This window comes from Mesotoga sp. UBA5847 (assembly GCF_002432735.1).
In the GTDB taxonomy this organism is placed as follows: Bacteria; Thermotogota; Thermotogae; order Petrotogales; family Kosmotogaceae; genus Mesotoga.
Genome location: NZ_DJGL01000044.1, coordinates 1 through 20,248 on the forward strand (window position 1 = coordinate 1; position 20,248 = coordinate 20,248).

A 20,248-nucleotide genomic window follows, 5' to 3' on the forward strand; every position below is an offset into this window, starting at 1 on the left:
CTATTCGTCAGTAAGACTTCATGGATTGGTCTAGAATAGACTTCCTGGTCTCCAACTTCATCCCCTATAATAAAGCTACCTTTTTCTACTAACACCATTCCCTCTGTGATCCTACTGATAGGACTCGATAGCGATGGGCTTAAAGACATATCTGAAGGCTGTTCCTGGCTGGAGCTTTCTAAGTAGTCTTTTCTCGTCTTCTCGTCTTGCTGAATGATTTGGGGTTGTTGCTCTTGCTCTTTCTCAGGACAAACGACGTCTTCTTTCTTTTCTTCGGGGGCTTCTTGCGGGATATCATGAAGTGTTTCTTCTGCCTTTTCTTCTTCAGTCTCTTCTTTCGTTTCCTCGCTACTCGTATCTGCTGAGGCTTCCTCTGACTCATGCCCGGGTACATCTATTGATGTTTCATTACTTCTATCATCAGTCTCCAGATTCTCATCTGCTTTTTCGATTCTGTCTGANNNNTTTCTTCTGTCTTTTCTTCTTCAATCTCTTCCACCGTAATTGATTGTCGGAAATCAAAGGATTCTAGTTTTCGCTTTATGAAATTGAGTAGCCTTACCTTTTCAGAAGTCTTGTAAGACTGATTATACCTAAGTGCATAGGGGAGGTCGGAGTTAGCCAGTTCATCGGTCACCGTAAGAATCTGTCCGTTGAGTTTTCTTCCACTTATTATTTCATTATGAAAGCTGTCCCATTCATATTTGACCCATTTGGAATTAAGATTCCCCTTCGTAGTTCCAACAACTACCATTATTCGCGCTTCATCGAGTGCTTCTTCAATGACTTCTTTGTATGCTGATTCTCCCAGTTCCTCAATCGAGAAACTGCTCATGAAAACCCTTATGGAATTCGCTTTTAGAAGCTCGTAAAGCTCCTTCGCAATATACCAGTCTCTTGTGTTCTTATCATTTTCGTCCGATACTTTGCAGGATATGAATACTTGCCAGTCTTGCGAAGAGTTGCTTGTCATCATTACACCTCTTCGATATACCTACTGAAGTCCTGTCAACTCGTTCATCATCCGGCTATCTTGTTGCAAATAGTGCCGCTAGAAGTGTAACAAAAGTAATAATCTATGATCATTATTATACAATAATGTCATAAGTATCCAGTTTCATAAAAAAGGTTCTCACACTGGAATTCCTCCGGAGGTGGCTTGTTTGAGACTGAGAAAATGGTTGATACTTGGTGCGGTTGCGGCTCTCATCTTCGTTCTTGGATTCTTAGGCTGGATGGAATTCTTCGATTTGGCCGGCAAGGATATGTCGGTTCTTGGATTGCTGGAAGCCACTTTCGGACTGTTCAGATGGAAAACATTTTTCCCAGGGTTTGCAAAGATTCTTAACCTAGGAGATTATGAAATTCCTTTGATCCTAGATATAGCAAGGATAACCGCTCCCTGGATAACCTTATTTGGATTCATAGCACTTGTGTTTTCTGTCGTTAGAAGCTTTGCGACGTCCTTGAAAGTAAGGCTTTTCTATAGAGACCATGTTGTGGTTTTCGGTTGTGAAGAAACCTGCAAGTATCTTCTTAATTGCGTGAAAGCCGATTATCCAAGTAGCAAACTTGTATTATTAAAGAACTCAAATACACCGAGTTATGTGTGCAGCACTTTTGAAGAGAATCCAGTCATTGTTGGGAATCTTGAGGATACTGATATTCTGAATATCTCTGCTATCAATAAAGCCGCTCACATAATATTGGCAACTAACGACGACTCGATAAATATGCGATTGCTCAAGAACATCGAGCAGTTTTTCAGAAACAGTAAACGGAGTAGCACAGAGATCTGGCTTCAGATTGAAGACTTCAAATCATACGAAACCTTCAAAGGCTACAAAGGGGAGGATCCCTCGACAGGAATAGACATTCATGTATTCAGCGTGTTTCAGAGAATGGCCGCACAGACGGTAGATAGTTTCAGCCCGGATCAGTTCATAGAAACAGCGGGAAAAGGCCAAATTGAGATAGCACTATTTGGTCTTGAAGCTCTCGGACAATGGATAGTTCTTGAAGCAGCTCAGATGTATCACTTCAACAATATGAAGAAATTGAGAGTTACTGTGGTTGACTGTAATGTTGATAAAAAGATTGAAGATCTACTAAGGATTTGCCCTTCGTTAAAGAGAGTGATCGACATACAGCCTGTCGATTTGCTTGCTTTTCTTGAAATGGATGCCCCGAATTTGCTTTCAAATGTTTCATTGTGTTTCATAACTTGGCCAAAGGTTCAGGAAATAGACTTCATATCAAGAAAACTAAGGCAGATCTTTTTCAAAGCAGAAGAGAATCTGGAGATTCCCAAAATAGTGCTAGTGGACGTCTCGTCTTACCAGGGCTCAGAGATAATGAAGGAATCTCTCGATAGTTTGAACTCGATAGGCATATCATGTTCTTGTCCAACTGGCATCTCAATAAAGAATGAAGAAGAATGTGATAATCTTGCAATGCAAATTCACAACATCTATTCTCATTTGCCTCAGAAAGAGCTTGAAGTCGAATGGAGCAGAATGACCGACTACTTCAAAGATGAAAACCGTTATGCAGCACGGCATCTGTCTATGAAGCTGAGATCGCTTGGTCTCGAAGCAGTGTCGTCAGATGATCCCAGAGATCCCGTAGACCTCATGGCGATCCTTCCTGAGAACGAACAGATCCTTGCGCAGGTTGAACATAACAGATGGCTCGCCAGAAAACTCATAAATGGTTACGTCCATGGAAAGAAACTGGACAGAAAACTCAGAGACCAGCTGAAAATACATGTTGACATACGCCCCTGGGAAGAACTGAGCGAGAAAGACAGAGAAAAGGATCTGGTTGTCCTCAGAAACACAAATAATGTGTTCAAGAAAATTGGAAAGAAGATTGTTCCTTCAAAGGTCTGAATTTATACGAGGGGTAAGACTATGCCAGAAAAGTTACCATTAAGGATATTCATAAGCTACGGTCATGATGAATACGCCAAGCTCGCTAGAGAATAAAGAACTATCTCGAGCAGAGAGGCCATGAGGCCTGGTTCGACAGGGACAGAATTAAGCCGGGCAAAGACTTCGAGGTTTACGTAGAAGATGGTCTCAAGTGGCTTACAGAGGACAAATCAAGAGCAAGATTTCTCTATCTTAGGATTAAATAGGGTCAGACTCCATTTTCACACTAAACGAGAAATCGAAGATAATTCTGTGAGGATATTCCTAAGGATAGAAAAGAAAGGTTAAGCGGAGCCCTTTGCCTGCTCCGCCCACGGGGACACCCCCATGCAATGAAATTATATCACTTTGCCATCCTTAGGAGAAAGTGACCGATAATAAGAGAAGATGCATGTTGCACGACCATAATGAAGCATCACTTGGTCTTTTCCATGGAAAGAAACAAAATCGATTTTCTGGATCAAGTAAGCTCGCATTTTCTCCACGATTGAAGATAGTTTGTCAGGTGAAGCTCTGAGAAAGCCAATATAGCAAAAAAACGAAACGAGAATCAGAGAGTCGCGAAAACGGTGTGAATGCACCACGACGGAGATCGTATACTATCGCCTGATCGTCAACGGTGACTCCTATGTATTTTTATCTGTCCATTTTAATATTTATACATGTCCAGAAAAATGGTCAGACTCGTACTCCGGAGAAATACCGCTACGTGTAATGAAGATGAATGCAGATCCCTGCTGAAGAATTCTTCCCTTTCTTTCCGTATTTGTTCGTTCAAGTGGCGATAGTGATATCCAAACATTCAAATGACTTCGAGCACACACTTGTAATCTGTTTGTACGAGTCATATTTGGTAGAGGCATTTATAGCAAAGCAAGTTATGAACCTGAGAGTCTGATCTAGGCGGTTATCGATTCTTCTGAAGCCTTTTGTAAAAGGTTCATTAGGAATTCTTCTGGTGAGGTATTAGCCTCTACGCTTAGTTCTTGTATTTTCTCCGCTGCCACGTTGGAAAGTCTGATGCAATTATCGGCCTGGGCTGTTATTAGGATCTTGCCTCCAAGAGCATTGACGAGTTTGTGCATAGTCTGGTAGGAAAGATTCTGTTTTCCTGCCTCTATTCTTGAGATATTCGGAACGCTTATACCTGTGAGCTCGCTTAGATCCTTTTGAGTCATACCCTTCTCAACCTGAGTTCAATCAGTTCATCTATGAAGTTTCTTAGCGGCTTTCTCTCATTGTATATGCGCGCGAATTCCTCGTTCTTCATCAAGTTGGCCTTCAGTTTATCAAAGCCTGTCATCTATAACACCACCTTTCAGATTTCGAAAGAAGCCCACTTACTTTTGTATATTATCATATATGATAATACTAGTTGATGTCTCTCTTTATTCTTGGCAAGAAGGAAATAGAGTATTCGGTCAGACAAGAATCCGGAACTCGGGATTAACTGTTTAGTCTCTAGTGTTGGAGTAATTAATAATGCGACTTCTGCCCAGAAATATGGTTAAGTAATGATAATGAACTAGTCTGTCAATTGTGATCGACTGACTCCACACATTGATAAGTATGCTAGACTTACTGTAGTTGTCCGTTGAATGCGTTACCAGAACGATTGTGATCATTGAGATGGCAACCCACCAGTAGTTATGTATTGCATTCAACTGAATATTCCAACTTTTTCCCCTGTGTCACACCCAAACTCAGAGACTTACTTTCTTACGATTCTATTATTCGAATCGGTGCTCAAGTGGCATCCAAGAGGGAGGATCCTAGCATGCATGCAATCGACGAAAATGGAAGAACCGTGATCCTGAACGAAGATGGCAGCTGGCAGTATGAAAACTCAAAAGAATGGCGAGTTGTAAGAACCTATATGGGAGATTCGACAGAGAAAAAGACGGATCTCTTTCAAATCACCTATCCCCAGTGGAGGGTCAGGGTATCCACAGAAAAACGCGTGTGCATCAGCTGGCACGAACATGAATCAGGTGATCAAGACGACTTGATAGATCTGGGTTCCCCGGGTTCTGACGAGAGTTATGTCTACTTGAAAGGAAGCTTTTACCTAGACATTTTCATCTCAAATGGAAAATACAGAATAGTTGTTGAAGAGAAAGTTCCGGCAGAATGAATACTATACCCTTCATCTGAAACCGGGAACAAGGAATGCCTGAAACGATAAAGATTTCAGCATATCCCCCTCAATACAATATCCCAAAAATGGGAGAAAACATTGTTGATCGATGGAGCAAGACTTGTAGTACGTTTCACTATTGTTTTCTAATACTCACTTTCCCATCTTGAATCTGAATCTCATGGTTGCGAATAAGCAAGCTGATTTCTTTGTTTATGATGTTCGAGATGTTCGTTCCCGTCCTCTTGAAACCGAATAGTCTTGCCACATCTGTCTTCAAGTCCTCTCTATCCATTGTGAACGCGTGTTTCAGACAGAGTTTTATGGCCTCTTGAATCTCCACAGGCGGGATGTGTTCGGGTTTTCTCATATCATTTCTGCTGGCCGATTGTCTTGGAAGAATCCTTTCGTTGCGCTTGAGCAAAAAATCTCCCTGCAGAACATATGAATCCCTTGGGAATTGTGCCATAACATACTCCCGTAGACTCTTACGGGAGATATTCCCGGATTTTGTATACATATCCCAGTTTACCTGGAGTAAATCAGGGCGAGTATCGAAAAGCATGATAATCCTCGACACTACCTCATCCAAATGAACCGGGGCCTCTTTTTCAATTATCGCCCCAATAAGGCTATACAATTGAATAACTTTCTGCAATGAGACTAATTTGGTTACGTCATGAGGTGAGAATCTTTCATACAATGGAAGGGTCGTCTCTTCTCTTTTTATTGATGGCAAAGGATTTTCGACTATCAGCTCATCATTGATGTTAAGTGCTTCGGTATTTTCTGAAACGGAGCCAGCAGCTTCTATCTCTGCAATGACTCTCTTGATTTCCGAACTTCTGTCGAAGATCCAATCTCTTGACCAGATTCTGATGATCTTCCAACCCAGATTCTCAAGGACTTGTTGGCGTAGCCTGTCTCTATCTCTTGCAGTTCTCGCGGAGTGATACATGGCTCCGTCGCATTCAATTCCTGCGACATACCTTCCAGGATGTTCATTGTCAACAATTGCCAGGTCTATCCTGTAGCCGGAGCATCCCACCTGTTTGTGCACATTGAACCCGCGTGCTGTGAGTTCTTCATATACCTCCTCTTCAAAGGGCGATTCAAATTCGCCGCCAGTGTTTTCGGTCTCTCTCAAAAGGAATTCCCTGCTTCCTCCCTCTTCAGCATAGTTCAAATATTCTCTTAGGGCTCTTACTCCTGGGGTCTGTATTTCAGCAGAGATGTCTGCTCCTCTTATCGAACTTACAACAGTGACTTTCTTCTTGGCTCTCGTTATTGCAACGTTGAGTCGTCTTTCTCCTCCATTTTTGTTTAGAGGACCAAAGTTCATTGTCAACTTTCCCGAAGCATCTCTACCATATCCAATGCTGAAGATCATCTCATCTCTCTCGTCACCCTGAACATTCTCAAGATTCTTCACGAAGAAAGGTTCAAGTTTATCCTCGCCGAAGAAATCCTCGACAGACTGATCCTGGGAACGAAGCTCTTCAATTCGGTCAAGGATCGCCGTCTGCTGAGCTTCACTGAAGGCGACTACTCCTAATGAAACACCTGGCTTTGTCCTTGCATGGCTCATAACCATCTCGGCAACTCTGCGTGCTTCTTCAATGTTCTTTCTGCTCTTTGCTCTGTCATAAACTCCATTCGAAACATATTCAAAGCATATTCCGGAATCAAGCCCATTAAAACTGCTGCTGGGGAAAGTGCTGAGTCTATTCATGTAAAAGTGATAGTTTGAGAAGGCTATCAATGATTCGTGACGGCTTCGGTAATGCCAGAGAAGTTTCTTTTCTGGAAGACCAGCCGCGCTACATTCGTCGAGAATGCTTTCGAGACTCTCCAGATCGTTCTCTTCATCTGTCATTTCGGCTTCATCGGGTTCAGAGATTCTGAAGAAGCTTGTGGGAGGTAGCTGTTTGTTATCTCCAACAACTACTACCTGCTTTGCCCTCATGATTGCTCCCACTGAGTCTTCCGGAAATACCTGGGAAGCCTCGTCAAAAATGGCGACATCGAATTTGAACTTGTCCGGATCGGTGAATACGCTTACTGAAAGAGGGCTCATCATCATGCATGGTTTCAGAACTTGAAGGAGGTTTGGCGTTTCCGAAAATAGTCTTCTAATTGATTTATTTCGTCTCTTCTTGGCTATCTCTCTTCTCAGAATAGATGTCTCGGCACTTCCAGAATTCACAAGATTGGAAACCGGAATCCTCTGGGCGAGGAAAGAAGCCAGTCTCTTTCTGGCATACAGCTGTTGTTTTGAATCAAGTAACCGGAACTCTTTAACAAGAAGGTTGTGGTCACTTGTGGAGAATGAGTTTAGAACCTCATCCTTTGCGTAGAGCTCCGACAAGAGGTTGCTATAAAAACCCTTTAGGAAGACTTTGTCAAGCACATCAGATTCAACTTCACTTTCCCTCGCTCTTTCGAGAAAGTCTTCCAGTCCAGTCTTCTCGAGAAAAATGATACTCTTCTTCATTGAAAGCCAGTCATCAAGTTTTGGAAGCGATTCTTGTAGTCTTTGGACAAAATCTTCAAAGCCTTCAAAGTCCGAAAGAGACTTGCCGTCAGAAAATGGTCCCGTGATAACCATATCGGATACTTCCTCTAGATGCTTGAAAAATGAATTTGTTGCCGTGATTCCACGCTTCACCCAGTCACTCCTGCCTGATATTGCCTGCTGGTTTTGGTTTCCTTTCGGCAATGTAGAAAAGAATGAGAAGTATTCAATCAGCTCTATTAGGTCTGATTCACTACTTCTCAAAGCTTTCTCCAAGTTATCATAACTCTCGTAGAAGCTCTTGATTACCCCTTTTGAGCTTTCGATAAGACTTATCAACTCTTTCTCGTTGCAGGCTTTTGTCATTAGTCCACATTGGGAGAGAACTCTTTCCGACTTCTCCAAATCTTCTACGATTCTCTCGTAATTTAAAACTCCATCATATTTAAGCGAAGAAAGGATGCGGACATTCTTCTTATAACCTCCAAACAACCTACCAAAAAAGCTGTTGTATGAGCTCGAGAACTTTCTTTGAAGCTCATTGTGATTCAACTGAAGAATGGCCGGTCGATATCTCGTCAGAAGCGAGACGGTCTCCTCAAATAACTTGACAGATTTGAGAACATTAGAGATTCCCAAAAGTGAGCGAAGAGCATCAAACTGACGGGTGACTTCACTGTGAGAAACCTTGACCTCATCTATCGCGCTCTTTAAGTTAATGAAAGAATCTCCATAACTAGATGGAAGTTCTCTCTTAATTGTTGAAACATGAGAAAGAACCTCCTCTGCCAACTTCAAGGCCTTTTCTTCGGCCGAACTTCCGGACTCAAACAAGTCAAGAATCGTTGAAATCCTAGAATTTGCATATTCGAGTTCCTTACTGATAGACGATCTCCACTCAAGGGATGTTTCCTCGCCTATCTTCCTTAGTTTTCCTATAGTGTCTCTTATCTTCGTCAGCGATTGACGAATGCGCATTACGAAAACGGCATCAGGAGCAACTGCCTTGACTTTGTTAAGGACATCCTTCTTATGGTTGCGATAAATTTCGGCGTGGCGCTTCAAGTTGTCAAGATTGTTGATAATCTTGTCCAGTTGATCATGCGTGAGATCTTGTAGTTGTGCTACATCAAAACTCACAAGATCTACGTCATGCAAAGCTGCCAGATTGCCGTGAAGCTCAAATGCTGAAATCTCAAGAGAAGTTCTCTTTTCGTGCAGTCTTCTAACATAGCTGTTGAGTCTTTCTCTTATCTCCTTGAGTCTACAGAGTTCACGCTCCAGGCTTTTCGTATCTACAGCATGGTTGTTAGCTTCATTTAGCACTCGTTCTAGCTCGTCCAGGACCACTCTCTTCCCTGTTTTCTTACTGTGAAGCTCCAGGCAAAAATCTCCCAATTCACAATCATCCAGACGGCGCTTTACAACTTCGAGTGCTGCCATTTTCTCGCTTACGAAGAGGACTCTTTTACCCTGGCTCAGGGACTCCGCAATAATATTCGCTATCGTCTGACTCTTTCCAGTCCCGGGAGGTCCCTGTATCACGAGGTCTTGACCGCTTTTCACGGCAAGGATAGCCTCTTGCTGACTCGAGTCGGCATCTAGTATCTGATAACAGTTGAGAGGATCGTTTTCTACATCCAAATCTGGAAGCTCGTCGTGTTCATTATCTGGTGCAATCAACGGCTTCCCTTCTGCAATTGTTCTCAACACAGAGTTTTCGAATATCATGTCTTCATAGTTCTCAAGGTCTTTGTACATGGCAAGCTTGGCAAAAGAGAAGACCCCTAAAGCAACGTCTTCAATAACCGACCAGCCCTCGATCGGTTCAATTAGCTGTCTGACTTTTACAAGTAGATCTCTTAGGGTCGACTCCTCAAGCGACATTTCCTGATCATAAGTAGACTCCAGGTCAAGGCCAAATTCTTGCAGCTTTTCGGAAAGTGTTGGATTAAGTACAATGTCATCATCGATGATCCTTACGGAATAGGGTGAGGCAATTGTCTCGCGGCTAATGGAAACTGGAACAAGGAGTAAAGGGGAAACCACAAAGCTCTTGTTATAATCTAATTCTTTCCACTTGAGGAAACCGAAAGCCATAAAAAGGGTATTGATTCCCATTTCCTCGTAAGAAGTCCTCGACTTGAGTTTTAGTCTATTGAGAACAAGATTCATTTCCTTTTCTTCACGGTCAGCCTGTATCTGGTTTGCTTTAAGGGAAACAACGCTTTGATATTCTTGCTCTTTATCATCTTCTGGAGGAATCGGAACGAAGTTCATCTCTTTTTCTTGGACAACAATCTTACTGAAAATCTCACTGCTTGAAGGCTTTATAAGCATCAAATTGCTCGTCTTGCTGGTCCTGAAGTTGATTAATCTGTTTCTCATTGTGAGATCTAGCAAAGCTTTCTTCCACTTGTCGATCTTAACGGAAACAGCGTCATTGTTTTCCATGGGATCCCTCCAGAAGCCTTTCTTATACAGATGGTATAAACAGAATGAACTAGATGAAACGCGCAAAACGCTGACTCAACTCATCGAAGAGTCTTTCTTTCACTTAGATCAAAGATCCGTCCATTCTGGTTGGCAGAACTGATTGGAATCTTGAAATTCAACACTTGAGATGCACTTCTCTGGAAATCTCGAATTGCTAATGTTAACTCTGTATCTCCATATGTTCATACATTGCAGAAAACAGATTAAGCTCATTTGTCTAGAGAGATTGTATCATTTTGTAAGCAAATGAAACAATGTGAAGAACCTAGAAATAATGACTTTAGATATTTGGGAAGCAAACCCCGAAAGTGCGCACTCTGGTAAATTCAAGATCAATGTTTGAGCTGGCTTGATTATTGAATCATCGGCAAAATACGACGTGGCATAACTTGAGGCAGAGTCTTCTTTCAAGACTTCTTTTGCTTTTAACAACCGTTCGTCTACCTTTCGTTTCAACCATTTTCACCTCTATTTCTTCTGTGGAACTTATTGTACTCCCATCCAGTGAGTTGTAAGCATTAAGTAAAAGAACCTCCATGCACTATAAATCATATGTGCAAACAGTAATCATCTTCGCTTCAAAAAGAGCTGACATTCGAAGAAAGCAACTCCAACCCATCGCTTGTCCAATGCACACGGCTTCTTGACTCTCATGACTAGTCATTTACAACAGCCTTGCTCCAGTCAAATTGAAAAACCTCCCTGAAATCTACGTCGACGCCACCGGCTCTGGATAAGGTGATTTTAACTTCATCTATTCCATTTGAACTTGAACAATGATCAGATGGACAATGAAGCAACATAATGGTATCGGCTTCTGCCAAGTATGAACCGTTTCCTTCAAAATCCTCTATTCTTGGCATCTTTCCAGCATTTCTGTACGCTGAGCGTTTCAGCTTGGTCGCAAGGATGAATGCAATGCCCAGGGTTTTTCCAACTTGCTTTAGAAGGCCACAAGCTTTCCTCTTTCCTGACAGGAGGTAAAGGTCGTCGATGATGAAGATTTCGATCCCTCTAGAGTGATGGAGTTCGGCAGCAACTTCTATCGTTCTTTCTATGCTACGTTCCTTCAAATCTACAATATCTAATGTGAGCTGCTTCAGTTCATACAAACTGCGATTCAATTCATCTAATTCATCTGTGGGCAGATCTTTCGTATCTTCCAGCTTTAGCTGTGATTCGAAAACTCTTTGCAAAAGTCTTGTCTGAAGGTTTTTGGAAGGCTCGCTACATGAGAAAAAGGCAACTCGCCCACCTTCAAGTGCGAATTTATATGCCAGGTTTAGCAGAAACGTTGTTTTTCCGCTCATATGCAGTCCCCCAACCACCACTAAATGCCCGCTTGTTATTGGTTGGAGATAATTAGATAGACCTCTGTAAGGCCAGTTCAGATTCTTCATAAACCACCTCGAAATATCTGCCGTTGATCTGCTGTTAAGCTTACCATTCCACAACTTAAATCTATACTACAGCAGCTACACTGCCTTCATTAAATAGGGTCAGACTCATGTTAATGCTTTGGCGAAGAGGCTTGTTGAATTCCGTTTACTCCTGGATTCAGAATGATTACATCAAGCAGTTCATGAACCTTGCGCTCCCTAAGCTCGTTTTGTGTCGTGGTTCCTTTTCTTCGAGATCTTGCTGAACCAATCAGCGTTTTTTGTCAATTCCAGCCTCTGCATATTCGGATGTCGAGAGAGATTATCTTTTCTCAAGTTCTTCTTCTACAATCCTGTAGAACTCTTCTCTGGCATGTCTTTCCAGCCAGGGCATGTGACCGCATCTTTCCAGAACCCTGAATGTGAAATTCTCAAGTACCCTTGAAAGCGGAATCTCGACACCCTCTGCCGGATGGGGGTCGTAATCGCCATGGACCGCGAGAACGGGACAGAAAATCTTCTTGCCATTCTCGAGAAGCTCTCCGCTGAGCCTCATCTCTGAGGCCTCTGTCCATACGCTCTTGTATATCTCTGCATCGATATTGACTTCGACTCTTTTGGCATCTTCGAGAAGATCGAAGTGGTCTGTCTTGGCCAGGAGTTCTCTGAACTCAGATAGCAGTACTCTATCTTTCAGTTCTGCATTGTTCAGGAGCCTCATGAGCTCTTCCGCTCTAGCCTTTTCTTTTGCGTCAAGACGGTTCAGGCGAGTATTCATGATACCGGAAGCGTAATGCTGCTCGAAAGGACCGCTGCTTATGAGTATTATCCTATCCACAAGATCGCCATGCTCTGCCGCAAACAAGAAGACGAGCCACGCTCCCCACGAATGTCCCAGAAGAATAACCGGGGAAATGCAATAATTCTCGACAATCTCCCTTAACTCCTCTAATTGTCCGGGTACTGTCTTCTTTGTCTGATAGGGCTCCAGAACTCCCCGTCTCTTTCCCAGCTCTCTCGCGAGGGGCGCGACTCCTCCGGCCGCTCCCGGTCCTCCATGAACGACTACAACTCTGTATGGAGGATCGCCGTGCATTCTGAGATTGTCCATCTTCTGAACCTCCGCTTAGATGTGCTCTTATTCGTGTCTAGCGATTGCCAGGTATTTACAACTCCGGCAAGTCAAGCTTAGCCGAAATTGGCGAAAAATGGGACAGAAGAGAGGAACTAGTCAGTCCCTATTTTCGCCTCGTATGAACTGGATGCCGAAGCCGTATTCCACCGTTTTCTCTGAGCCCTGCCGAGGGACATCTTGATACTACTAGCTTCTATCGAGAGCATAAAGAGCGGCATATAGTCCGCTCATCAGCTGTATTTGGACGAGTTTCTTTATGGGGATAATCGTGTACTCGAGTTCCTTCTCCAGTTTGTCGCTCATGTCCTTCATGTGCCGATATGCTTTCTCTGCGGCAGCTTTGAACTCATCGTCGTTCGTCTTCTCGTAGTTGAGAAGCATGATCCTTCTGAGCATTCCCCACAAAAGCATCTTGTAGGTCTTGGAGACCTGCTGGTTGTCGAAGGCTTCGGCCACAGTCGCCTTCTTTTCCAATTCCTTGGCGGTCTTTGCCCAGTTCTCCTGTACAGGGAGGTGCCTTTCGGAGGATTCGAGGAAGTCATCGAGAGCAGTCCGAATAGGAGTGTCGACGACCAGTCTGTCTTTCAACGGGAAGTAGATTTCCCTTATCTTCTGGTCCTCCTGCTTTGTGTCTTCGATATTGGCAAGCACAAGATCCCTCCTGATAAATTCCGTCTCGGAAAGATCTTCAATTTTGGGATTGTAATAGTAGGGGACTTCACATACCAGCTCAAATACCTTCTCGTTGAACTGCTTTCCGTACTCGTAGCTGCAGGTTCCCGCCTTCCCAATTATTTCTGCCGGATCCCTGTCTGTATTGGCTGCATAGTAATCGTAGGTGTCTCTCATCGTCGGCATCTTGAAAACTGCTTCGGCGAACTTGACTGCATACGGCATCTCCGGCTCGCCAAGCGCTGCCGGGATATTCTGGTCTTCGTAGGCCTTCTCGAATATCGGATAAAGGATCGGAGCATCGTCGGATATGTAGTTGTAGACTCCCCCAAAACCGGCATTGTGGAGGCTATATATGAAGATCGGCTTGACCTCTTCGATTATGTTCATCAGAGCTCTCGTCTCGGGAATCGGATCGTTGTTGTCGAGAGTCTTGTACTTTATGGGGAAGGTCCATTCTACCTGTTGAAAGCTCGCAGGCCTGTAGAAGTTCAGCGCGTAGTTCAAGGGCGTGTATGGTCCTCTGAACCAGCCTTCGTTCAACTTCGCCCCGTCGTTGTCGGCTACCTTTATTATGTACCAGCTCACGTCCTTGAATGTATTTCTAAAGGCCTCGTTTTCGACCAGCTGCTGAGATAGATAGTCGAGCATCATGCTTCCTATCGGTTCATTTGGATGCGGAAAACCGTACATCAGTATCGCCCTGGAACCGTTGCCTATCTTTAGGCAATAGATCGGATCTCCGGCCATCGATTCACCTATCTTGTAGAAGCTGGAAAGATCGGGGTATTGCTCCGCGAGTTTCCTGCTCGATTCGTTCAGCTCGTCGACCGTCTTGAAGTATTCATACTCCGGTACGCTCTTGATTACCGCCTTAATTGAATCCATAACTACCCCCTTTATATATAGTGACAGGCGACCTGCCTGTTGTTGTCGCCTGTTTGGAGCTTCGATTTCTTGACAGTGAATCTTTGGTTCTAATGGCTTCCTGGAAGAACGCATGAACCAAGAGTCTTCTTGAGAAGGACATCTAAAGTATAACCCGTTCTAATATAGAAAACCCTCGAACGAATCGAGGGTTCTTGGTCGGGGCGACTGGACTTGAACCAGCGACCTTCTGCGCCCCATGCAGACACGCTTCCAACTGCGCTACGCCCCGTACTCGAAGATTCTATCACAGTTGGGATAACCTTTCAAGAGCAGAACCACGCCCAGGGCAACTTTCAGAGAATGTAAATTGGCTCTGCGGGCTACTCCCTGACCTCGAACGTGAGGAAGTCGATCTCTACACCACCGCTGTCCGAGTCATTCAATCTGAAGTCGTAGAATCCGGCATCCCATGGAGCGGTAAATACTATCAAACCGTCTGTCATGCCGCCGACGTAAGCATACTGAATGTCGTGCAGGTCGTTTTCGGACTCGCTTCCATGTGGAATATCAGAGGGAACGATTCCGATCCAGGCGTACGTTTCGAGGCCTTCTGTTCCGTAGAAGTACAGAGTGATCTCTTCGCCCGGCGCAAAGACGTCTTTGTAAAGGCTCATATAGGCGGATTTCAGAGGTTCCTCAGTTTCTGCAGTATAGATAATACTCTCGATCTCATCCAAGTAGAATTCGTAGATCGAACCGTCTTTTAGAGTGATAACAAGCAGACCATTCGCAAGCGCCGCAACACACAGTGCCGCAATTATCAGTAAAGCAAGAGTCTTTTTCATGCCGCACCTCCTCCATGATGATTCTCTCACAATTGCTCATTCAGACGGCCGTCGTTTCATGCCTCCCTCAAGAACTATTGCTTCACCAGAAACGGATGGACAGTCTCAAAACAGGAGGCATTTTAGTCATTTCTTTCCGGCAAAGCCGTGAAACTGATCTCCCCTTGAGGAAGAGCAAATCAGATCGCAGATGCTATCATAACTCAGTCTTGTTCGAATGCTATAATATATGTTAGATGAATATAGGTAAGGAGGTAGTTTTTGTGAAGATCGCAATTCCCACTATTGATAATAACGGTCTCAAATCCAAGATTTCAGAGCATTTCGGTCACTCTCCGTTCTTCGCATTCGTAACTGTGGAGAACAACGAGATTGTCTCTCACGAAATCGAAGCGAACCCTTTTGAACAGCACGAGCCGGGCGAGATTCCAGGCTACGTGAAGAGTAAAGGCGCCGATGTGATAATAACAAGAGGCATGGGCGGCCGGGCAAGACAGTTCTTCGAGACGCTGGGCGTACATGCCATTACCGGGGCCAGCGGGACCGTCGAAGCGCTAGTAAGAACCTACATTGAAGGCGAACTTTCCAGCGTTGAATACGAGCCCGAAGACCATGGAAAGTTTCACAATCACTAGAAAAAAGACGACGGAGCATATATGAGAAGTATGAGAGGAAGACGAATGGGGATGGGCAGATCATGGATCGAGTTGTATCTGCTTCTCCTCATTGCTGAGAAACCGGGCCACGGGTATGAACTGTCTTCTAGAATCAACGACTTCGAGATCCCTATCTTTGGTGTCGGTCAGATGGGCAGTCTTTACCGGGTGCTCGGGAGTCTCGAGGAAACGGGTCTTATAACCTCTGAATGGGATACTGAAGACACAGGTCCAGCCCGGAAGAATTATAAGATAACCGAAGCGGGCCTTGAATATCTTAAATCTGCCGAAGTCAGGATCAGAAGGTTCAAAGACAATATAGATAAGTTTCTTGAAAGGCTTGAAGATCTAAAGAAAGCATGAAGCCCTGCGACGCAGGGCTTTACTTCACATAAGCTGCCGGATTGTCGAACAGCTTGAACAGTCCGCCTGTATGGATAAAGAGAACCCTCTTTCCGGCAAATCTCCCTCTAGAGATTTCGAGCATACCTCTGAAGGCTTTTGCCGTATAGACGGGATCAAGGAAGAATGCTCTCTCCTTCGCAAGTTTCTTTATGAGATCCATATCCTCTTCCGAAGGCACGGCGTACGCCGGTCCAGAGAAGTCATCGACTATTTCGATTTCACTGCCTTCAAGCGAGACGGCTATCCCGTACTCTTTCAGGCCTTCTATTAGTTGTTTCGTCTTTTCCACAAATAAGGACGAGGGATCTTTCGTGACGTTTATGCCGATCACTTTGGTGTTATATCCGAGCGATTTTAGACCGGCCACGAGGCCCGCATAGGTGCCCGCGCTACCAACCGCTGTGAAGATGGCTTCGACACCGTCGAGATTGATCTGTCCTGAAAGCTCTTTAACAGCATCCACATATCCCCTGGCGCCAAGCGCGTTTGAGCCGCCCTCGGGGATCAGGTAGACTTTGCTGCCCTTCTTCTCGTATTCTTCCTTCTTCGTGGCGAAGATCTCGTCTATCTTCGAATACTCTTCTTTTGTCACATAATGGATATCGCTGCCCACCATTGTGTCAAGAAGAACATTCCCCTGGGGGATCTCCATCGGCCTTCCCCTGAGGAAGAGAACAGGCTGCATTCCGAGCGATCTAGCGGCAAGGGCCGTTGCCCTGCAGTGATTAGACTGAATGCCCCCGCAGGTGAATACCGTATCTGCCTTCTTTTCCAGAGCATCTTTCAGAAGATACTCGAGCTTTCTGATCTTGTTTCCGCTCGTAATGAAACCCGTTAATTCATCATGCTTGCAGAACAGTTCGAACGGAAGTTCGAGGTACTCTTCAATCCATTCAAGCCTGTTCACAGGTGTAATGCTGTTAATGAACTTGAGTTTCAAGCTCTCACCCCCTACTCTCTCTCATTTATATTAGAGACTATGCTGTTCAGTTTTTCAATTCGCTCCCATGGCGGCGGGTGGGAATAATTTAGGGCCGCATATAGCGGATGTGGACTCAGGTTTGAAAGGTTGGACGCGGACAGGTTCTTCAGCGCGCTTATCATGGGCAGCGATGTGCCCAGCATCTCGGCTGCATACCTGTCGGCTTCGAACTCCCATCTTCTGCTTATTAACGAGTCTATCCAGTCGAGCATCGTGAAGACCGATGAGAGGAAAACACCTGCGTACAGAAGAGTGGTGAACTTCTTCTCAATTCCGAAAATACCAGAAGTCAAAGGGCTTTCGACGATCAGCCAGAGCAAGATCACCGCAAAGGCTGCAGCAGCATTTGAAACTAGCATCCCCTTCAGGATGTGTTTGCGTTTAAAATGGCCTGCCTCGTGTGCGAAGATCGCCTGTATCTCTTCTGAAGTGTGCTTCTCTAGCAAGCTGTCAAATAGAACGATCCTTTTCGCGCGGCCTATCCCTGTGAAGAAGGCGTTCGTGTGGCCGGTCTTTCTCGAAGCATCCATGACCAGGATCGACTTCACTTCAAAGCCTGCCTTTTCGGCGATAGCCCTTAGCCTGCCCATAAGGTCTTCATCATCGAGAGGTTTGAGCTTGTAGAAGATGGGCAGGATTACTGTTGGAAATATCAGCTGGGCCAGAAGCTCGAAGACTATGACTCCGATAAGCAGATACAGCCACCAGTAAGCAAACGAGTCGATGGCTAGTAGAACCAGAGTTACTATGGGGATACCGATTACAGCCACCAGGCTTATTCCCTTCAGCTTGTCCGCAACGAACGTTCCCGGTGTCGTCCGATTGAATCCGAATCTCTTCTCGAGAGCGAACGTCGAGTAGATAGAGAAGGGCAAAGTGATGATAAAGGCGGTCGCTCCAATGACGATGAAGAACAAAAGCCCCTGAATCACGAACCCTTCCGCCGCTCTAACCGCTAAGGATTCAACGGCTCTGAAAAACCAGAAGATGCCTATGCTCAACGCTGCAAGACTCACAATCGACGAGGTGATGGCAAGAGAGCCCTTTGCCCTCGTGTAATCCACGGACTTTCCAATGAGGTCATCGTTGAAGACGTCGCGCAAGTTGTCGGGAAGGGATACCCTCGAGAGTCTGGCGTTCCTGTAGTTTAGAGACAGCAACGTTAGTTCAAAGAGACTGATTCCATAGACAACGAGAAGAAAGACAATCTCGAAGCTAGCCATCTACTTCTTCTTTCTCTTTCATGTACTGCTCTACTTTCTCTTCATCCAGTCTCTGAATCTGTCCTTTGGATGCAGGTCTGAATTCCTCGGTTTCGTGAAGAGCTTCTCCCAGAGGGCACCTTTTCTCGGGATTCTCTATTAGGTAGTTCATTAACCCGTCTTTGTCTACGAAGATCTTGTAGAAGACCTTCGTTCCGTCGGTCAGTTCATAGATCCCGCATGGTCCGTTGAACAGCGCCTCGGCTGCCCGGAGGTAAAGCATAGCGTCATTGAAGGAACTGAAAGAAGCTCGAGGGCCGTGCCTTTCCCGCTCGTCGTCATCCATACAGATCGCCCTTCCACAGGTGGAACAAACGTATTGAACGTGGTTCAAGAGGCAATCTTCGGGGTTCTTCAGCGGCGTCGCCCTACTGTCACTAGAGTAGCATTCGGGACATTTCAACTCACTCACCTCCAATACACTATTTTACGACATTGTGGCGATCTCTGAAAGCCTCCATTCAGATTGACGTTTTGATCGGAATAATTCCATTCACTTCTCGACTTTGGGGATTGGCAAATCGATAAGTGTCTGATGTTGGAAGCCCAACGTGAAGAGGCAGTTATGGAGTAAGTGATGTTATTATTGTCTGAGCGGGCTATCTAGTGACCATATCTTTGAGGGGGCGATCTAGTGGTCAATATCTTTGCCGGGTGGTTTTCGGCTCTCGGACTCAGTGAGACTTTTGACTTGGTACTTGCCAACATAGTTGTTGGAATAATCATGATAGTCGTGGCCTTCTTATCCAAATACATCTTCGAAAAGGTCCTGATTAAGCCAATTGAGCTTATTGTAAGAAAATCTGCATTCAAATGGGACGACCTTCTCGTAAAACACAAACTGCTCAATAAGATTGCCCTTATGATACCGGCCATCGTGATTGCGCTATTCGCTCCTGCATTCCCCGCGATAAGCGACGTAATCTACCGGCTGGTAGCCACATATCTGATATTCATCGCCGCCGTTGTGATCGATGCCTTCCTGGACGTATTCACAAGCGCTTATCAGTCTCTGGAAACCTCTAAGGATAAGCCGATAAAGAGCTACATGACCGTTGTGAAACTAATGGTGTATATCATAGCCGGCGTCGTTGCGGTGTCCGTTCTGACGGGGATTTCTCCGTGGGGTATCCTGAGCGGAATCGGTGCGATGACCGCCGTCCTACTCGTCATATTCAGGGATTCACTTCTCGGGCTCGTCGCCAGCATCCAGATTTCTAAGAACAACCTTGTGAGCATCGGGGACTGGATAGAGGTTCCAAGATACCAGGCCGATGGTGATGTAATCGACATTACCCTTACAACGATAAGAATTCAGAACTGGGACAAGACGATAACTACAATCCCTTCATACGCGATAATCTCTGAATCGTTCAAGAACTGGAAGGGGATGTTTCAGGCCGGCGGAAGGCGAATCAAGAGATCTGTCTACATAGACACCTCTTCCGTCCGCTTTCTCGATGACGACCTGTATGACAGGCTGTACAAGATCCAGATTCTGAGACCTTACCTCGAAAGCAGAAAGAAGGAGATCGAGGAGTTCAACAGAATGAACGAGGTAGACGTAACCGAACCGGTCAACGGCAGAAGGATGACGAACATTGGGACTTTCAGGGCATACCTGACCGCCTACCTCAGAAATCATCCCGGGACAAACAAAGATCTTATCATGATGGTCAGGCAGTTGCAGCCGACCGATACCGGGCTGCCTCTGGAGATATACGCCTTCAGTAAAGACACATCATGGGTTAACTACGAATCTCTGCAGTCAGACATTTTCGATCACATCTTTGCTACACTCCCTCACTTCGATTTGAGGGTATTCCAGAATCCTTCGGGAAACGACCTGAGGGCAATGGGAGATCTTCTTGTCGGCAAGAGGCAAGGGCATGAACAGGATAACTCCGAGGAACTCTTTACGGAAAGCCCGCAATTGCACGCCGAAAAGGATACCTGATTCA

General features: G+C 45.0%; 17 protein-coding genes and 1 tRNA gene. 5 read left to right on the top strand and 13 right to left on the bottom strand.

The window, feature by feature from the left end; genetic code table 11:
• Window positions 1-178: 178 nt before the first annotated feature.
• Together B3K91_RS04785 and B3K91_RS04790 are read right to left on the bottom strand one after the other, a co-directional pair.
• Window positions 179-382, bottom strand: a complete 204-nt coding sequence (locus tag B3K91_RS04785) for a hypothetical protein (protein ID WP_292594140.1) — start codon at window positions 380-382, stop codon at window positions 179-181.
• A 12-nt stretch (window positions 383-394) separates the two neighbouring features.
• The gene (locus tag B3K91_RS04790) at window positions 395-976 is read right to left on the bottom strand and encodes a toll/interleukin-1 receptor domain-containing protein (RefSeq protein ID WP_422655783.1); all 582 of its coding nucleotides are present in this window, start codon (window positions 974-976) and stop codon (window positions 395-397) included.
• A 187-nt stretch (window positions 977-1,163) separates the two neighbouring features.
• On the opposite strand from B3K91_RS04790, the gene B3K91_RS04795 reads away from it, so the two are divergent.
• Complete coding sequence (locus B3K91_RS04795) at window positions 1,164-2,891, top strand: hypothetical protein (RefSeq protein WP_292590826.1); 1,728 nt, start codon at window positions 1,164-1,166, stop codon at window positions 2,889-2,891.
• A 941-nt stretch (window positions 2,892-3,832) separates the two neighbouring features.
• Here B3K91_RS04795 and B3K91_RS04800 read toward each other — a convergent pair.
• Together B3K91_RS04800 and B3K91_RS04805 are read right to left on the bottom strand one after the other, a co-directional pair.
• Window positions 3,833-4,111: a helix-turn-helix domain-containing protein gene (locus B3K91_RS04800; RefSeq protein ID WP_292588908.1), complete on the bottom strand. Its 279-nt coding sequence runs from the start codon at window positions 4,109-4,111 to the stop codon at window positions 3,833-3,835.
• Window positions 4,108-4,236, bottom strand: coding sequence for a hypothetical protein (locus tag B3K91_RS04805; protein ID WP_292588906.1), 129 nt, complete (start codon window positions 4,234-4,236; stop codon window positions 4,108-4,110). Before B3K91_RS04805 ends, B3K91_RS04800 begins: the two co-directional genes overlap by 4 nt.
• Before the next feature lie 474 nt (window positions 4,237-4,710).
• Between B3K91_RS04805 and B3K91_RS04810 the strand changes: the two genes are divergently transcribed.
• Window positions 4,711-5,067, top strand: coding sequence for a hypothetical protein (locus tag B3K91_RS04810; RefSeq protein WP_292588904.1), 357 nt, complete (start codon window positions 4,711-4,713; stop codon window positions 5,065-5,067).
• Window positions 5,068-5,206: 139 nt separating this feature from the next.
• On the opposite strand, the gene B3K91_RS04815 is transcribed toward B3K91_RS04810, so the two are convergent.
• The 6 genes from B3K91_RS04815 to B3K91_RS04840 form a co-directional block, all read right to left on the bottom strand.
• Entirely contained in the window at window positions 5,207-10,039 is a 4,833-nt protein-coding gene (locus B3K91_RS04815; RefSeq protein WP_292594144.1) for a DUF4011 domain-containing protein, read from the bottom strand.
• A 698-nt stretch (window positions 10,040-10,737) separates the two neighbouring features.
• Window positions 10,738-11,481: a DnaB-like helicase C-terminal domain-containing protein gene (locus tag B3K91_RS04820; protein ID WP_292588900.1), complete on the bottom strand. Its 744-nt coding sequence runs from the start codon at window positions 11,479-11,481 to the stop codon at window positions 10,738-10,740.
• 301 nt (window positions 11,482-11,782) lie between these two features.
• Window positions 11,783-12,571: an alpha/beta fold hydrolase gene (locus B3K91_RS04825; RefSeq protein WP_292588899.1), complete on the bottom strand. Its 789-nt coding sequence runs from the start codon at window positions 12,569-12,571 to the stop codon at window positions 11,783-11,785.
• A 210-nt stretch (window positions 12,572-12,781) separates the two neighbouring features.
• On the bottom strand, window positions 12,782-14,155 hold the full coding sequence (locus B3K91_RS04830) for a M14 family zinc carboxypeptidase (RefSeq protein WP_292594146.1): 1,374 nt from the start codon (window positions 14,153-14,155) through the stop codon (window positions 12,782-12,784).
• 195 nt (window positions 14,156-14,350) lie between these two features.
• Window positions 14,351-14,426: transfer RNA gene (locus B3K91_RS04835), tRNA-Pro, on the bottom strand.
• A 91-nt stretch (window positions 14,427-14,517) separates the two neighbouring features.
• Window positions 14,518-14,982: a hypothetical protein gene (locus tag B3K91_RS04840; protein WP_292594148.1), complete on the bottom strand. Its 465-nt coding sequence runs from the start codon at window positions 14,980-14,982 to the stop codon at window positions 14,518-14,520.
• Between the two features lie 263 nt (window positions 14,983-15,245).
• Here B3K91_RS04840 and B3K91_RS04845 point away from each other — a divergent pair, with 263 nt between their 5' ends.
• Both B3K91_RS04845 and B3K91_RS04850 read left to right on the top strand, forming a co-directional pair.
• A complete protein-coding gene (locus B3K91_RS04845; RefSeq protein WP_099830996.1) occupies window positions 15,246-15,617 on the top strand; it encodes a NifB/NifX family molybdenum-iron cluster-binding protein in 372 nt (123 codons plus the stop codon).
• 21 nt (window positions 15,618-15,638) lie between these two features.
• Complete coding sequence (locus B3K91_RS04850; RefSeq protein WP_099830997.1) at window positions 15,639-16,001, top strand: PadR family transcriptional regulator; 363 nt, start codon at window positions 15,639-15,641, stop codon at window positions 15,999-16,001.
• A gap of 19 nt (window positions 16,002-16,020) precedes the next feature.
• Here B3K91_RS04850 and B3K91_RS04855 read toward each other — a convergent pair whose 3' ends face one another.
• Genes B3K91_RS04855 through B3K91_RS04865 form a run of 3 tightly spaced genes read right to left on the bottom strand, consistent with a single transcriptional unit; the run spans window position 16,021 to window position 18,690 of the window.
• Window positions 16,021-16,983 (bottom strand): 1-aminocyclopropane-1-carboxylate deaminase/D-cysteine desulfhydrase, encoded by a 963-nt coding sequence (locus B3K91_RS04855; protein ID WP_214060335.1) that lies wholly within the window; start codon window positions 16,981-16,983, stop codon window positions 16,021-16,023.
• A gap of 11 nt (window positions 16,984-16,994) precedes the next feature.
• The gene (locus tag B3K91_RS04860) at window positions 16,995-18,248 is read right to left on the bottom strand and encodes a M48 family metallopeptidase (RefSeq protein WP_292594150.1); all 1,254 of its coding nucleotides are present in this window, start codon (window positions 18,246-18,248) and stop codon (window positions 16,995-16,997) included.
• Complete coding sequence (locus B3K91_RS04865) at window positions 18,241-18,690, bottom strand: hypothetical protein (RefSeq protein ID WP_102818802.1); 450 nt, start codon at window positions 18,688-18,690, stop codon at window positions 18,241-18,243. Before B3K91_RS04865 ends, B3K91_RS04860 begins: the two co-directional genes overlap by 8 nt.
• Window positions 18,691-18,921: 231 nt before the next feature.
• On the opposite strand from B3K91_RS04865, the gene B3K91_RS04870 reads away from it, so the two are divergent.
• Window positions 18,922-20,244, top strand: a complete 1,323-nt coding sequence (locus B3K91_RS04870; protein ID WP_292588886.1) for a mechanosensitive ion channel family protein — start codon at window positions 18,922-18,924, stop codon at window positions 20,242-20,244.
• Window positions 20,245-20,248: the final 4 nt, after the last annotated feature.